General features: G+C 35.2%; 15 protein-coding genes. 14 read left to right on the top strand and 1 reads right to left on the bottom strand.

Annotated elements, in window-relative coordinates:
• The first annotated feature begins 5 nt into the window (after positions 1 to 5).
• The 11 genes from NX902_RS18760 (at position 6) to NX902_RS18710 (ending at position 10,007) form a co-directional block, all read left to right on the top strand.
• Complete coding sequence (locus NX902_RS18760; protein ID WP_095330517.1) at positions 6 to 566, top strand: maltose acetyltransferase domain-containing protein; 561 nt, start codon at positions 6 to 8, stop codon at positions 564 to 566.
• 24 nt (positions 567 to 590) lie between these two features.
• Positions 591 to 1,388, top strand: coding sequence for an HAD family hydrolase (locus NX902_RS18755; RefSeq protein ID WP_163187799.1), 798 nt, complete (start codon positions 591 to 593; stop codon positions 1,386 to 1,388).
• A gap of 132 nt (positions 1,389 to 1,520) precedes the next feature.
• Positions 1,521 to 2,279, top strand: coding sequence for an IclR family transcriptional regulator (locus NX902_RS18750; RefSeq protein ID WP_123258148.1), 759 nt, complete (start codon positions 1,521 to 1,523; stop codon positions 2,277 to 2,279).
• Between the two features lie 122 nt (positions 2,280 to 2,401).
• On the top strand, positions 2,402 to 3,049 hold the full coding sequence (locus tag NX902_RS18745; protein WP_095330496.1) for a bifunctional 4-hydroxy-2-oxoglutarate aldolase/2-dehydro-3-deoxy-phosphogluconate aldolase: 648 nt from the start codon (positions 2,402 to 2,404) through the stop codon (positions 3,047 to 3,049).
• A gap of 2 nt (positions 3,050 to 3,051) precedes the next feature.
• Positions 3,052 to 4,056 carry a sugar kinase gene (locus NX902_RS18740; RefSeq protein ID WP_123260644.1) on the top strand — a complete coding sequence of 335 codons (1,005 nt, stop codon included), beginning with the start codon at positions 3,052 to 3,054 and terminating at the stop codon, positions 4,054 to 4,056.
• 21 nt (positions 4,057 to 4,077) lie between these two features.
• Positions 4,078 to 4,908 (top strand): 5-dehydro-4-deoxy-D-glucuronate isomerase, encoded by an 831-nt coding sequence (kduI, locus tag NX902_RS18735; RefSeq protein WP_123259151.1) that lies wholly within the window; start codon positions 4,078 to 4,080, stop codon positions 4,906 to 4,908.
• A gap of 14 nt (positions 4,909 to 4,922) precedes the next feature.
• Positions 4,923 to 5,726, top strand: a complete 804-nt coding sequence (locus NX902_RS18730; protein WP_163187795.1) for a gluconate 5-dehydrogenase — start codon at positions 4,923 to 4,925, stop codon at positions 5,724 to 5,726.
• Positions 5,727 to 6,012: 286 nt separating this feature from the next.
• A complete protein-coding gene (locus tag NX902_RS18725; protein WP_095330499.1) occupies positions 6,013 to 6,858 on the top strand; it encodes a DUF72 domain-containing protein in 846 nt (281 codons plus the stop codon).
• Between the two features lie 86 nt (positions 6,859 to 6,944).
• Entirely contained in the window at positions 6,945 to 8,303 is a 1,359-nt protein-coding gene (locus tag NX902_RS18720) for a bifunctional metallophosphatase/5'-nucleotidase (RefSeq protein WP_341160900.1), read from the top strand.
• Between the two features lie 102 nt (positions 8,304 to 8,405).
• Entirely contained in the window at positions 8,406 to 8,708 is a 303-nt protein-coding gene (locus tag NX902_RS18715; RefSeq protein WP_095330501.1) for a YunC family protein, read from the top strand.
• 204 nt (positions 8,709 to 8,912) lie between these two features.
• Positions 8,913 to 10,007, top strand: coding sequence for an HD-GYP domain-containing protein (locus NX902_RS18710; protein WP_095330502.1), 1,095 nt, complete (start codon positions 8,913 to 8,915; stop codon positions 10,005 to 10,007).
• A gap of 52 nt (positions 10,008 to 10,059) precedes the next feature.
• On the opposite strand, the gene NX902_RS18705 is transcribed toward NX902_RS18710, so the two are convergent.
• On the bottom strand, positions 10,060 to 11,019 hold the full coding sequence (locus NX902_RS18705; RefSeq protein ID WP_164464147.1) for a M23 family metallopeptidase: 960 nt from the start codon (positions 11,017 to 11,019) through the stop codon (positions 10,060 to 10,062).
• A 285-nt stretch (positions 11,020 to 11,304) separates the two neighbouring features.
• On the opposite strand from NX902_RS18705, the gene lipA reads away from it, so the two are divergent.
• From lipA to NX902_RS18690, 3 genes are all read left to right on the top strand, one after another.
• Positions 11,305 to 12,219 carry a lipoyl synthase gene (gene lipA / locus NX902_RS18700; RefSeq protein WP_235844501.1) on the top strand — a complete coding sequence of 305 codons (915 nt, stop codon included), beginning with the start codon at positions 11,305 to 11,307 and terminating at the stop codon, positions 12,217 to 12,219.
• A gap of 369 nt (positions 12,220 to 12,588) precedes the next feature.
• Positions 12,589 to 12,861 carry a YutD family protein gene (locus NX902_RS18695; protein ID WP_047942248.1) on the top strand — a complete coding sequence of 91 codons (273 nt, stop codon included), beginning with the start codon at positions 12,589 to 12,591 and terminating at the stop codon, positions 12,859 to 12,861.
• Positions 12,862 to 13,168: 307 nt separating this feature from the next.
• Positions 13,169 to 14,464, top strand: a complete 1,296-nt coding sequence (locus NX902_RS18690) for an EAL domain-containing protein (protein ID WP_095330503.1) — start codon at positions 13,169 to 13,171, stop codon at positions 14,462 to 14,464.
• The last annotated feature ends 22 nt before the right edge of the window (positions 14,465 to 14,486 follow it).

The following is a 14,486-nucleotide window of genomic DNA, read 5'->3' as shown; positions in this document are numbered from 1 at the left end:
AAAAAGTGAAAACAGAAAAAGAAAAAATGGTAAATGGAGACTTCTATAATCCAGCAGATCCAGAATTAATGAAGGATCGAAATAATGCGCGAAAGCTAACAAGAATATTTAACGAATCCATTGAAACAGAAGACAATATACGGTCCGTCCTATTAAAACAATTATTTGGTTCCACAGGAACTAATATATTCATAGAACCAACCTTTCGTTGTGACTATGGATATAACATCCATGTAGGGGAAAACTTCTTTGCTAATTTTGATTGTGTGTTTTTGGATGTTTGTGAGATTAGAATTGGGGATAATTGCTTCATCGCCCCGGGAGTACATATTTATACAGCGACACATCCTTTAAATGCTCAAGAAAGAATAGCAGGAATTGAGTACGGAAAACCGGTGAATATCGGAAATAATGTCTGGATGGGAGGAAGAGCAGTTATCAATCCAGGGGTAAGCATTGGAAATAATGTGGTGGTTGCATCTGGTGCAGTTGTAACAAAGGACGTACCAGATAATGTTGTTATTGGTGGAAATCCAGCAAGAATTTTAAAAAAAATAGTTGAGTAGAATAGGAGAGTTGGAGGAAAGCGAATGATTAAATTAGTGCTGACAGACATGGATGGAACATTTTTAAATAATAATGGGGATTTTGACCGAGAATTGTTCAAAGAAGTAAAGAATCTAATGAAAGAAAAGGGTGTAGCTTTTGCACCTGTTACTGGTAAGCAATGTGAACGGGTTGAAGAATTATTTGGTGAAGATGCGAAAGATATGTGGATTCTAGGGGATAGCGCCACCCGCATCAAGCATAATGGTAAATTTGTTTATGAATCGCTGATAAGCAATGAATTGGGTCAAGCGATTATTCAGTTGCTAGAGGAAATCAGTCTAAATCATACTATTATTGCTTGTACGAGAAGTGGTGCAGTTATAAAGGATAGCGTTATCCCAGAAGAAGTTGCTATTGTAAGAAAATCTTATACACAAGTGAGAAAAGTATCAGACTTTAAAGAAATAACAGAAGATTTCGTGAAGATAACAATTCATGATTCAGAGCTTAAATGTTTTGAAACAAGAGAAAAATTATCATCCTTTTTCGAATCTGCTTATATTGTAGCATCTGAGGCAGCTTGGATTGATATAGCCAATGTAAATGTTCATAAAGGGACAACAGTCGAGCATTTGCAACAATTATTAAATGTTACCCCTGAAGAAACAATGGCATTTGGCGATAGCTATAATGACATAGAACTTATGAGTCGCAGTATATATAGTTTTGCTGTTCGGAATGCCGTAAAGGAATTAAAAGAGACAGCTAATTTCATCACTCGCTCAAATGAAGAAGATGGTGTAATGAGAACAATCATTCAACTGTTATCTCTTTTATAGATGGGAGATAGAACCAATCTGTTTTGATAAAAAATGACAAGAAGTGAATTCTAAATATGATTTTAGGAAGAGAAGACTTTTCATTTCTCCTCTTTTCGTATATAATTTCTTTATTGGAAAAGAGGGTGTATAATGGAGAAAACAAAACCTTATGGGACTGTTCTATTAAGAGCTGCAAAAATTATGGATTATCTCTCAGAAAATCCTAATCAAACATTGCAGAACATTGCTCAAAACACAGAGATGACAACTTCAACTACTTTGAAAATATTGGACACTTTATTGTTAATTGGCTTTGTTAGTAGAGATAAAAATAAAAATTATCGATTAGGATCTAAACTTATTCGATATGCCAATCAAGGTGTGGATCAGCTGGACTTAGTAGAGCTGACATTGCCTTATTTAGAAAAACTGCAAAAGTTAATTGATGAAACCATTCATTTAGGTGTACTTGTTGATAATGAAATTTTATATGTAAACAAGCTAGAGGCTAAACATCAGACAATAAGAATGTCTTCAAGGGTTGGGATAACAAGGCCCTTGTACAGTTCAGCAATGGGGAAGGCGGTTCTTGCAGAGCTGGAAGAAGAAGAATATTTAAATTACCTAAAAACAACTCCTTTAGTTCCATTTACAGAGCATACAATAACCAACTCTTTAAAGCTTGCATCAGAATTACAGAAAGTGGGAGAGACTGGTATTGCTTTTGATGACGAAGAAATGGAGAAGGATATCTTCTGTATTGGAGCATCTTTAAAAAAAGATGGAAAAATCATTGGAGCATTTAGTGTAAGCATGCCGAAATATCGGCTTACAGAAGAATTTAAAAAACAAATAATAAAGGCTATCGTCGAAACGAAAAATGAGATAATGCAAGTTGTGACTCATTAAATCGTTTCGGCGATTTTTTTTATTTAATGATTAGCGTTTACATTTTTCGAAAAAGTATGTATAATCAAGATAAGTTTCTTAATAATAAAATTGTATTTCTAAATAAGAAAAGAGTGGTAGAGATGAAACGAGTTGAAACGTTACGGCGCTTAAAGAGTGCTGGCGTGATTGCAGTAGTCCGCGGGAACAGCAAGGAAGAGGCAGTAAAGGCTAGTAATGCAGTGGTTCAAGGTGGCATGAAGGGAATCGAATTAACTTTTACGGTTCCTAATGCTGATAAAGCCATTAGTGAATTAGTAGAGTTGTATCAGAATGATTCTAATATTGTAATAGGTGCAGGTACGGTGTTAGATGTAGTAACTGCTCGTTTAGCTATCATGGCTGGGGCAGAGTATATTGTCAGCCCAAACTTTGATAGAGAGACAGCAGAACTATGTAATCTTTATCAAACTCCCTATCTTCCAGGATGCTTAACGATAACAGAAATGAAAGAGGCATTAAAGGCAGGAGTAGATATTATCAAACTGTTCCCAGGCAGCGCCTATGGGCCAAGTATTGTATCCGCTTTTAAAGCGCCAATGCCTCAAGTTAATATTATGCCGACAGGTGGAGTAAGCTTAGAAAATATGGAAGACTGGTTTAAAGCAGGAGTAGTAGCAGTTGGCGTAGGAGGAAATCTATTAGCGCCTGTAGCAAAGGGAGATTTTACGAAAGTTACAGAGATTGCTAGTCAATATATGGAGAAATTTCATCAAATAAAAGGAGCATAAATATGGGAAGGGTAGTTACTTTAGGTGAAATCATGCTTCGTCTATCCACTGATTCTGGTGTACGAATTGCCCAGGCTGATAATTTTTGTGCACATTATGGCGGGGGTGAAGCCAATGTCGCTATTTCACTTGCCAATTTTGGTCACGATGTCTACTTTGCTAGTAAAATTCCAGACAATGGCTTAGGAGAAGGTGTAGTAAAGCATTTAAATCGTTATGGTGTTCATACTAACTTTCTCTTAAAGGGAGGATCTAGGTTAGGCACTTATTATGTGGAGGCTGGAATTGGTGAACGAGCAGCCAATGTCATTTATGATCGTGCAGGTTCAAGCTTTGCCGAAATGACAGAAAGTGAATGGCAAAAAGAAGAACTGTTTAATAACGTAGATATCTTTCATATTTCAGGAATTACACCTGCGTTATCCTCAAGTTGGAAAAAAACAACCATTTCACTCATAGAAGCCGCAAAAGAGGCTGGCTGTAAAATCAGTTTTGATATTAATTATCGAGGAAAATTATGGTCTCAGAAAGAAGCAGGTGAGACAATTTCTGAAATATTGCCACTGGTAGATTACTGTTCAGCTGGCAAGCTTGATGCTCTCTATTTGTTAGGAATTCCGGAGGCAACTGAACAGGAGAATGAATTAGTTTACTACTATCAAGAAATACAGAAGAAATTTCCTGCTATCTCTGTTTTATATTCCACAAAAAGAACGGTGGTATCTGCTAGTTGCAATGAATTAATAGGAACATTATGGATGGATGATCACTACTATGAATCTCAAAATCATGTAATTAATCCAATCGTTGATAGGGTAGGAGCAGGTGATGCTTTTTCCGGTGGAGTTCTGCATGGAATACTAGCCCAAAAAAGTCCACAGAAAATGATTGACTTTGCGACAGCTGCATCCGCTTTGAAACATACAATTCATGGTGATTGTAATCAATTTAGCGAACCAGAAGTCAACAGCTTTTTACTAGCTGGCTCTGGAAAAATAAATCGATAGGAGTGTAGAAAAATGCAAAACATGGAAACTCGTTATACACATAGCCCAGAGGATATTCGTCATTACTCTACAGAACAATTGAGAAAAGAATTTTTAGTAGAAAAGGTGTTTGTGCCAGGGGAAATTAGTTTAACGTATACACATAACGACCGTATGATTTTTGGCGGAGTTACGCCGACCGATAAATCCTTAGAAATCATTTTGGATAAGCAATTGGGTGTGGAATATTTCTTGGAACGCCGTGAGCTGGGAGTTATTAATATCGGTGGTCCGGGTTATATCGAAATCGACGGAGAAAAAGAAGAAATGAAAAAACAAGATGGATACTATATTGGCAAAGAAACACGTCATGTTGTTTTTTCTTCCGAGGATCCAAACAATCCGGCTAAATTTTATATTAGCTCCGTACCAGCACATCATAAATATCCAAATGTAAAAATTAGTATTGATCACATTAAACCAATGGAAACTGGAGAAGCCTTAACATTAAATCAGCGTAAAATTTATCAATACATACATCCAAATGTATGTGAAAGCTGCCAATTGCAAATGGGCTATACTATCTTAGAGCCTGGAAGTGCATGGAATACAATGCCTTCTCATACACATGAAAGACGCATGGAAGCATATGTTTACTTTGATATGGAAGAAGATACACGTATTTTCCATATGATGGGGAAACCTGATGAAACAAAGCATCTAGTTATGAGCAGCGAACAAGCTGCTATTTCACCGAGCTGGTCTATTCATTCTGGGGTTGGTACCAGCAATTATTCTTTTATCTGGGCAATGTGTGGCGAAAATATCACTTATACCGATATGGATATGATTCCAATGGATAAATTGAAATAAGAGGAGAGAAAGCAATGGCATTCACGATGGATAAATTCCGCATTGATGGAAAAGTAGCCTTAGTTACAGGTGCAATATATGGAATTGGTTTTGAAATCGCAAGCGCTTTATCAAAAGCAGGTGCGAAAATCGTGTTTAATTCCTTAAACCAAGAATCTGTCGACCAAGCACTTCAAACCTATCAAGAAGCAGGAATCGAAGCAAAAGGCTATGTATTTGATGTTACAGACGAACAGGCCGTGCAAGCTGCGGTTGTACAAATTAAAGAAGAGGTTGGTCCCATTGATATTTTAGTTAACAATGCTGGGATTATCAAGCGTGTACCAATGGTAGAAATGTCTGCAGAAGATTTCCGTCAGGTAGTAGATGTAGATTTGAATGGACCATTTATTGTTTCCAAAGCAGTTATACCTGGTATGATTCAGAATGGCGGCGGTAAGATCATCAATATCTGCTCCATGATGAGTGAATTAGGCAGGGAAACAGTCAGTGCATATGCTGCTGCTAAAGGTGGGCTAAAGATGCTGACAAAAAATATCGCTTCTGAATATGGAGAGTACAATATTCAATGTAATGGAATCGGGCCAGGTTATATCGCTACACCACAAACTGCCCCATTACGCGAAAAGCAAGCAGACGGATCCCGTCATCCATTTGATCAGTTTATTATAGGGAAAACGCCTGCAGCCCGTTGGGGAAATCCTGAAGACCTAGCTGGTTCAGCTGTATTTTTAGCATCTGAAGCATCGAACTTCGTGAATGGTCATATTCTCTATGTAGATGGTGGTATACTGGCATATATTGGTAAACAGCCTTAAGAAGGATAAGCAATCGTGCTATTTCAATCAATAAAGAAATGATATTTTTACTAGTTCAATAGCTGAAAGTATCTGTACATGTTTTAAATTTATCTTAGAGGTTCCACTAAATCGGGTGACTGATTTAGTGGAACCTCTTTTTCTTTTAACTTAGTTATTTATGGTGATTATGATATGATATTTAATATAAGAAATAAAAAAACAGTTATATTCTTGGAAATGAAGTTAGTGTTTTTCTCTATGTAAGTATTGCTTTGAGAAAAACAATGTAATAGAGGTGATTTTATTGATTCATATTGGATTAACAGGCTGGGGAGACCATCCGAGTCTTTATGGAAAAAATACTTCATCACAAAATAAGTTAATGGAATATGCCGGTTATTTTCCTACTGTGGAAGTGGATGCTTCTTTTTATGCTGTGCAGCCAGTCCGGAACGCGGAGTCTTGGGTAAAGAAAACACCTGACTCTTTTCAATTTATCGTAAAGGCATTTCAAGGAATGACAGGACATAACCGTGGAGATATTCCTTTTTCCTCGAATGGTGAAATGTTTGCTGCATTTATCGATTCCTTAGTTCCGTATAGAAAAAGTGGCAAATTAGCGATGGTTTTATTCCAATTTCCTCCTTGGTTTGATTGTACAAAGGATAATGTCCAATACTTAAGAGCATGTAGAAAAAGGATGGAAGATATTCCTTGTGCACTTGAATTTAGACATCAATCATGGTTTGATTCCAAATATCGAGCAAGTACCCTTCAGTTTATGAAGGAAGAGAATTGGATACATAGTATTTGTGATGAGCCTCAAGTAATGCCGGTTTCAATTCCTACAGTTCTAGAAGCGGTTGGCGAAGATAAAGTGCTCATTCGGCTTCATGGAAGAAATTATTACGGGTGGCAGCAAAATAATAATCCAAATTGGCGAGAAGTTCGCTATTTATATCGGTATAATACAGCAGAATTAAGTGAGTGGGCTGAAAATATTCGCCTGCTTGAAAAGCAATGTAAAAATATTTATGTGCTCTTTAATAATAATTCTGGTGGAGATGCGGCTGACAACGCAAGAGAAATGATTGATTTATTAAAAATAGAATATACGGATTTAGCTCCAAGACAATTGGATTTATTTTAACTGGCAGAAGAGTGAAGAAGAATATTTCTGCTATAGAATAGATAATTGTCTAAAAAAGAGAAAATACAAATAAGGAAGGCGAGAAGATGGAAGTCATCCATATATATCATACTAATGATTTACATAGCCATTTTGAAAATTGGCCAAGAATTTATGAATTGCTGCGTGAAAGAAAAAAATGGCATAAAGAGGCTGGCGAAGCTGTTTATTTATTTGATATAGGTGACCATTTAGATTTGTCTCATCCTTATACGGAAGCAACTAAAGGTAGAATTAACACACAGCTGTTAAATGAAGAACACTATGATGCAGTGACAATTGGGAATAATGAAGGAATTACATTGTCTTATGAAGGATTAGATCATTTATATGATGAAGCAAAATTCGATGTAATTGTTGCTAATCTCTACAAACATAATGGGGAACGTCCTGATTGGGCAATTCCTCTTCAAATATTTAAGACAGCTAAAGGAACAAAAATTGGTGTTATCGGTATTACGGCCTATTTTGAAAAGTTATATGAGCTTTTAGGATGGAAATTGACAGATCCAATAGAAGAATTATCTAAGCAATTAGAAAAAGTCAGAGGAAAAGTTGATATTATTGTATTGCTTTCCCATTTAGGGATAAATGACGATGAGATGATTGCAGCTAATTATCCAGAAATAGATGTGATTCTTGGTGCACATACCCATCATATTTTCCATCAAGGAAAAATAATTAATAATAATCTTCAAGGTGCTGCTGGTAAGTATGGTTATTATCTAGGTCATATTGAATTAAAGGTCAATGCTTCCAAAAAAATAATTGATAAAAAAGCCATATTATATGAAACAAGTAAGTTGCCGATTGCAAATAAAGAAGAAGCCATTGTGGAAAATTATTACCAGCAAGGGAAATTAGCTTTATCAGAAAAGGCAGCGATGATTGATGAGTATTTATCTAGAGAAGCGCTAGCAGAAATGCTCTGCGAAAAATTAATTTCGTGGTGTCAATCGGATTGCGCAATAGTAAATGAGGGCTTAATTTTAGATGGATTGCAAGCAGGGGATATCACTTTCTTTGATTTATTATCGATTTGTCCACATCCGATTAATCCATGTAATGTGACATTAACTGGAGCGGAATTGAAAGAAATAATACTTGAAATGAGATCCGACAAGTGGGAGACAATGCCTGTCAAGGGCCTTGGATTCCGGGGAACTTTAATGGGGAAAATGATTGCAGCAGGAATTACGCATGAGATAATCGGAGAAAGAGAGCAGTACTATATAAATGCAAAGGAAATACAGGCAGATCAGAATTATGTTGTCACAGTACCTGATATGTTTACATTCGGTAATTTTTTTCCAGCTATTTATCGTGCAACAAAGAAAGACTATTTTCTTCCTGAATTTATGCGTAATATTCTTGCTGACACTTTACAAAATAGGATAAAAGCGTAAGAGGCAATTTTTTCATTTCTTAAATAAAGAAGAAAACACCGATTTCTCCTCTCTTGAATATACTTATTAGGAAGGGACAGAGAGGAGTGAGCACAGAGTATTATGATTGATGTGTATCCTGTTGATATCAATGGACATACTTTTATTGCGGTCTCGGTATTATTGCCTAAAACTACTTTGCTTGCTGTGAAAAATGATAAAGGCTATATCATGTGCGGTGCCTTAGATGTGGCATTGTTAAATGATAAGCTGAAAGACCGGAAAATCATCGCAGGCAGAGCTGTTGGTGTGAAAACGATTGAACAACTGCTAAATGCACCATTAGAGTCTGTGACAATGGAAGCAGAAGCATATGGAATTCATAAAGGGATGATTGGAAGAGAAGCATTATTGAAAATGGTATAAAGGATAAAGAGATAAAGAAGGTTTAACGAATTAGAGGGGTATTGCCCCTTTTCGTTAAACCTTCTTTTTTGGAAGTGAAGGAAATAAATATCCCTGCATTTGGACTATTTTTTAAAATTTAACTTTTCTTTTATAGGTATAAAGAAACAAAAGCAAAAGTACGATATAATAGATACTATATAAATTATTAGGAGCTATTAAAGCATGAGACTAGTTGGGACAAAGAATATAAAAGAAGGTGCAATCTTAGCTAAGCCTATATTAAATGATCGCGGAAGAGTGTTAATAAATAGTGGGATAAGATTAGAGAAAAAGATGATTAAAAGGCTGCTTGACTTTGGTATTAGCTATGTTTATTTAGAAGATAAACATACAAAGGATATTAAAGTGAATGATGCCATATCTGAGCAAGTTAAGATGGAAGCGATGCAAACTATTGAGAAAAGTTTTGATATGATAAAAAGTGCAGATGCTGATGATATTTCGATGGTGATGGAGAAGAATACACCTATTTTTAAGAAATTGGTTGAAAAAGTACTATTGGAATTAAAAAATCATGAACATCTTTCTTCCGTTATGTCGGATGTTTATCTATATGATAATTATATTTTTTCGCATAGCTTAAATGTGACTATTTATACGTTAGCATTAGGTTTAGAGTTAAAACTTCCGCCGAAGCAGATGGAAATCCTAGGGCTTGGGGCTATTTTACATGATATTGGTAAAATGAAGGTTCCGTTAGAAATTCTCCTCAAACCAGGATCGTTAACGGCAGAAGAATTTGAAATTATAAAAAGTCATGCAGAAGCAGGCTTTGAGATGCTAAGAAAAGTGGAGACACTGCCTTTACTTGTTAGTCATTGTGCCTACCAGCATCATGAGCGCTTAAATGGGTCTGGTTATCCGAGAGGCATAGAAGCAAAAGATATTCATTTGTTTGGAAAAATTATTGCTGTAGCAGATGTTTTTGATGCCATTACATCCAATCGCGTCTACCATGATGCATTATTACCACATGAAGCATTAGAGATTTTATATACGGGTTCAGGCTATCTATATGATGCGAAAATTGTCGAAGCATTTAGAAGAGCGATAGTCCTTTATCCTAATGGATTAAGTGTTATGCTAAGCAATGGAGAAAAAGGGATTGTATGTAAACAAAATAAGGGAATGAATGAAAGACCAATTGTACGAATTGTGGAAAGAGAGGGGAAAGAAATTCCTCCATATGACTTGAATTTAAAGGAAGATCTCTCAATTGTCATAACGCAATGTGATTCCCTCCAAAATCCTTTGTGAACATATAGGCGATAAGAATGGAGCTATATATCCTTATCGCCAAGTAAGTAATTTATTTTTTCTTTCTTGATTTTATCTTTTCTTGTCTTTCCCATAATCGTAAGTGTGCGTACGGATCATAGGACCATTCTGTATAGCCGTTATCTTTATAGATACCATAATGTAGATGAGGAGGGAATTTTCCAGAAGTTCCTGGTGGTCCATACCCTGAACTTCCAACTCCACCAATAATCATCCCTGGCTCTACGACCATTCCAGCCTGAATCTCTTTTGAGAATCCATTTAAATGAGCAAAATAATGATAATTATTATTAATATCTCTTATTCCGATTCGCCATCCGCCGTAATTATTCCAGCCTTTCATTTCTACAATCCCATAGGAAGTCGCTTTTACAGGGACTCCATAGTCCGCAAAAATATCTGTGCCTTCATGAATTCTTTTTCCTCCCCAGCCACGGGCGTCCCCCCAAGTACTGCGATAGCTATGATCACTTCTTAAGGGCAGAGGAAAGGCATGATCATCTAAATTTAATCTACCAAAGTGGTTGTAAATGGCTGCTTTTCCCATTATGATACTAACAGTTTTATCCCTTTTATAGTAGTTCCATAATCCGATTTTAAAGTTATCCTCATCAATGCCATATTGACTTATATAATTGGAGAATGCGGAAAGGATATCTTCATCATTAAATCTATCTGCTTTTCCATCTCCATCACCGTCAGCACCAAGGCCTCCAAATAAAGGAATGGTTAAAGGGTTATTATCCTCTGGATTGGGATTAATAATACCAGCCCATTCTTCCTTCGTAAAATAAATCCCAGTGTATCCCTTTGCCTTAGGGATATCTTTTCTTGAGGAGCGAATGTTACGCTCATATTGATCGACAGCAGCTATATAATACCAAGGAATTTGATATAATGCTTCTATTTTTTTATAAAGTTCCATCCTTTTTGTGTATGGGTCAGTCATTTTTTCATTAGCAAATGTGACAGTGTTAGGTAGTAAAAACATAAGAATAATGATTATAAATATTAACCTGTGCAAAAGATTAGTCCCTCCCTTCTTATTCTGTCGTTATATTTTGTGACTTATATCAAAAAAAATAATTATCAATTAATGGTAATCATTTTAAATGAATAACTTGTAGAGGCATTTCCATTATGTTAAAGTGACAAATGAAGAAGAGACAATCCTTTTACTGTGTATAACATACAAAAAAATTTGAGGAATAGCTGTTATACAATACTGTTTTTTAAGTAAAAATGATGAAAATTATTTTACTAGGAGATGAATGTGGTGTCAGAAAAAAAACAAGAATATTTGCGCAAACCTGAATGGTTAAAAATTAAATTGAATACGAATGAAAATTATACAGGTTTGAAAAAAATGATGAAGGAAAAGCAGCTCCATACAGTCTGTGAGGAAGCAAAATGTCCAAATATTCATGAATGTTGGGCAGTTAGAAGAACAGCTACATTTATGATTTTAGGAGCTATTTGTACAAGAGCCTGTCGTTTTTGTGCAGTTAAAACAGGATTACCGACTGAATTAGATTGGCAAGAGCCAGAAAGAGTTGCTGATTCTGTGTTTGCAATGAACTTAAAGCATGTGGTTATTACTGCTGTTGCAAGAGATGACTTAAAAGACGGCGGAGCAGCTGTATTTGCAGAAACTGTTCGTGCTATTCGCAGAAAAAATCCATTTACCAGCATTGAAGTATTACCATCCGATATGGGAGGAGTAGAAGAAAACCTACGATTATTAATGGATGCTAAACCAGATATCTTGAACCATAATATTGAAACTGTAGAAAGATTGACCCCTAGAGTCCGTGCAAGAGCAAAATATCATCGTTCTCTTGAGTTTTTACGAAGAGCAAAAGAGATGCAGCCTAATATTCCTACTAAGTCTAGTATTATGGTTGGCTTAGGCGAAACGAAAGAAGAAATTATCGCCACAATGGATGATCTTAGAGCAAATAATGTGGATATTATGACTATTGGCCAATATTTACAACCAACTGTCAAACATTTAAAAGTACAAAAATATTATCATCCAGATGAATTTAAAGAGCTAAAGGAGATCGCTTTAAGTAAAGGATTTAGCCATTGTGAAGCAGGTCCATTAGTTCGTTCTTCATATCACGCAGATGAGCAAGTAAACGAAGCGAAAAAAAATCAGCAAATGGCTGAACATGCAAAAGAAGCATAAATAAGAATAAGGCTAAAGGGATAAGTTTTCCACTGAAGGTAAGCTCAGACTATTATACGGAAATACTAAAAATATTTCGTATAATGGTTTGAGTTTTTTTATTCATGCAGAATTAATTAAGAATATTAGCCCGTATTCAAAAGGGATTTAACAGTATAAAATAAAAATTCTGTATTTTATAGGAAGATTTTATTGTTAGTGCTATGTAAATATCTTTGCTAAGGTTATAATGATAGTGAGTAATGTTATAATTGGACTATTTATCTAAGATCCAAATAATTCAACTAATCATCAGTGAAGTTAAAATGCAAGCTGCACGGATGGAAGTTTTACATTAAGGAAATATATACAGGTTTTGAGGTGATACGATTGGTTTGTATTAATAACCATTGTTATGAACTGATTGAAGAAAGAAAATCAGGTTTTAATGAAGAAGCATTTAAAAATAGATATAGTGACATATTAACGAAATACGATTATATTGTCGGAGATTGGGGTTATGGACAATTAAGATTACGTGGCTTTTTTGATGATCATAATCAAAAATCAAGTTTTGATACGAAAATAAGCACATTAACGGAATATTTATATGAATATTGTAATTTTGGCTGTGCCTATTTTGTCGTAAAAAAAACAAAATAATAAGGTTATCCTTTAGTTTGATCTTGAAGAAGGAGCTTCCATTCAGAAAGAAAACAAGAAATGGACTGGCTTGGCGAATGGAGAAACTGTTTTGTTAATTTACTTGTCTTTAATATGTATAAGTAAGCCATTTAACTCAGTTTCTTAAGCAAAGCCATGAATGTTTTTCTTTACCATTTGAATTCCCAATGCGCTTTTTGCATCTAATTGTAAGTCTTGTAGCAATAGAAGTAAGGAAAAGGCCATCTATAGAGAATTAATTTGCTTTAATGACAGAAAAAGTTGGCATTTTGAGAGGAATGGGGCTATGAAATATCAAGAGAATATCTGTTCAAGGTTATTTAATTGGGGAAAGTTACTTCTTCCGACAGAACTTATTAAGTATTTTCCTCCATCATTTGTAATACGAGACCCTATTATTCATCAAGTCCAAAAAGCGATGATAAGAGGATATGAGGTAGCTGTTATTGTATTGGATATATCGAATTTACATAGAATAAAGCAGCAATTAGAAGCAAATGATTTTTTGCAATATATTCGATTGCTAAAAAAATCATTTGGCAAAACGATACAATTAAAAGCTTCTAATGAAATCATTGCGATTCATGATTATAATCCGAACGGTTTAACTATGTTTATGAAATGGGAACAAGGATCCGAATGTTTACCAGTGCTAGATGGATTAATTAAAGATATTATACATAATGTAGAAAATGACTTTCGTAAAATTGGGAGCATTCCGCCTGTATTCAGCACAGGATACATGTTTATTGAGAATAAATATACCTATCTTTCTGATGCTATTCAAACTGCATATGAATTAGCCCTTGCAATGGCACATAAAAGATCTGATCCGGAATTCAATAAATTAGTCTATACTTTGGGGAATATAGTGGCAAACAAAAGCATCCGATTACTGGCACAACCAATTATGGATGTAGAGACAAATAAAATTCACGCTTGTGAAATGCTGACAAGAGGACCTGAAGGAACACCGTTAGAAAACCCGCTTCAACTTTTCTCTTTAGCAAGGCAAACGAAGTTTTTGTATGATCTTGAAATGATTGTTCTTGAAAAGGCCTTTGAACAAATTCAGCAAACAAAATGGAGGCACAATATCTTTATTAACTTTACACCTGTCACAATCGGCAACCAAAGATTTATTAAAGATATAAAGAGCGTAATTCGTAGGTATAAAGAAATTTCCCCGAAAAAAATAACAATTGAAATTACCGAAAGAGATTCATTTGAAGGGTTAGAGCATTTTGCTAATAATCTAAAAGTATTAAGAATGCTTGGTTTTTTAATTGCAGTTGATGATACTGGCGCGGGTTATGCTAGTCTGAATTCCATCAGTGAAATCATGCCAGATATTATTAAGATTGACCGTTCTGTAATCCAGAATATTGATAAAAATTCCGTAAAGGAATCGATGCTACAAGGACTTCTTCTTATTGCAAAAGAAGTGGGATCCGTTGTGGTGGCAGAAGGGATTGAAAATGCAGAGGAAGCCTCTATTTTATCAAAAAATAAAGTGGATTTAGCTCAAGGATATTTTTACGCCAAGCCTACTAGTCTTAGTAATCATTTACAAATCTCATAGTATGCGGAAGGAGTTAGGGAAT

This window comes from Niallia sp. FSL W8-0954, assembly GCF_038005605.1.
In the GTDB taxonomy this organism is placed as follows: domain Bacteria; phylum Bacillota; class Bacilli; order Bacillales; family Cytobacillaceae; genus Niallia; species Niallia circulans_A.
This window is presented reverse-complemented; position numbering and strand designations above follow the sequence as displayed.

Excerpts from the sequence above, each read along its gene's own strand:
- NX902_RS18710 (WP_095330502.1), top strand. The coding sequence starts at position 8,913 with ATGAGACTAGTTGGGACAAAGAATATAAAAGAAGGTGCAATCTTAGCT.
- kduI (WP_123259151.1), top strand. The coding sequence starts at position 4,078 with ATGGAAACTCGTTATACACATAGCCCAGAGGATATTCGTCATTACTCT.
- NX902_RS18730 (WP_163187795.1), top strand. The coding sequence starts at position 4,923 with ATGGCATTCACGATGGATAAATTCCGCATTGATGGAAAAGTAGCCTTA.
- NX902_RS18755 (WP_163187799.1), top strand. The coding sequence starts at position 591 with ATGATTAAATTAGTGCTGACAGACATGGATGGAACATTTTTAAATAAT.
- NX902_RS18740 (WP_123260644.1), top strand. The coding sequence starts at position 3,052 with ATGGGAAGGGTAGTTACTTTAGGTGAAATCATGCTTCGTCTATCCACT.
- NX902_RS18720 (WP_341160900.1), top strand. The coding sequence starts at position 6,945 with ATGGAAGTCATCCATATATATCATACTAATGATTTACATAGCCATTTT.
- NX902_RS18745 (WP_095330496.1), top strand. The coding sequence starts at position 2,402 with ATGAAACGAGTTGAAACGTTACGGCGCTTAAAGAGTGCTGGCGTGATT.
- NX902_RS18750 (WP_123258148.1), top strand. The coding sequence starts at position 1,521 with ATGGAGAAAACAAAACCTTATGGGACTGTTCTATTAAGAGCTGCAAAA.
- NX902_RS18705 (WP_164464147.1), bottom strand. The coding sequence starts at position 11,019 with ATGTTTTTACTACCTAACACTGTCACATTTGCTAATGAAAAAATGACT.
- NX902_RS18715 (WP_095330501.1), top strand. The coding sequence starts at position 8,406 with ATGATTGATGTGTATCCTGTTGATATCAATGGACATACTTTTATTGCG.
- NX902_RS18690 (WP_095330503.1), top strand. The coding sequence starts at position 13,169 with ATGAAATATCAAGAGAATATCTGTTCAAGGTTATTTAATTGGGGAAAG.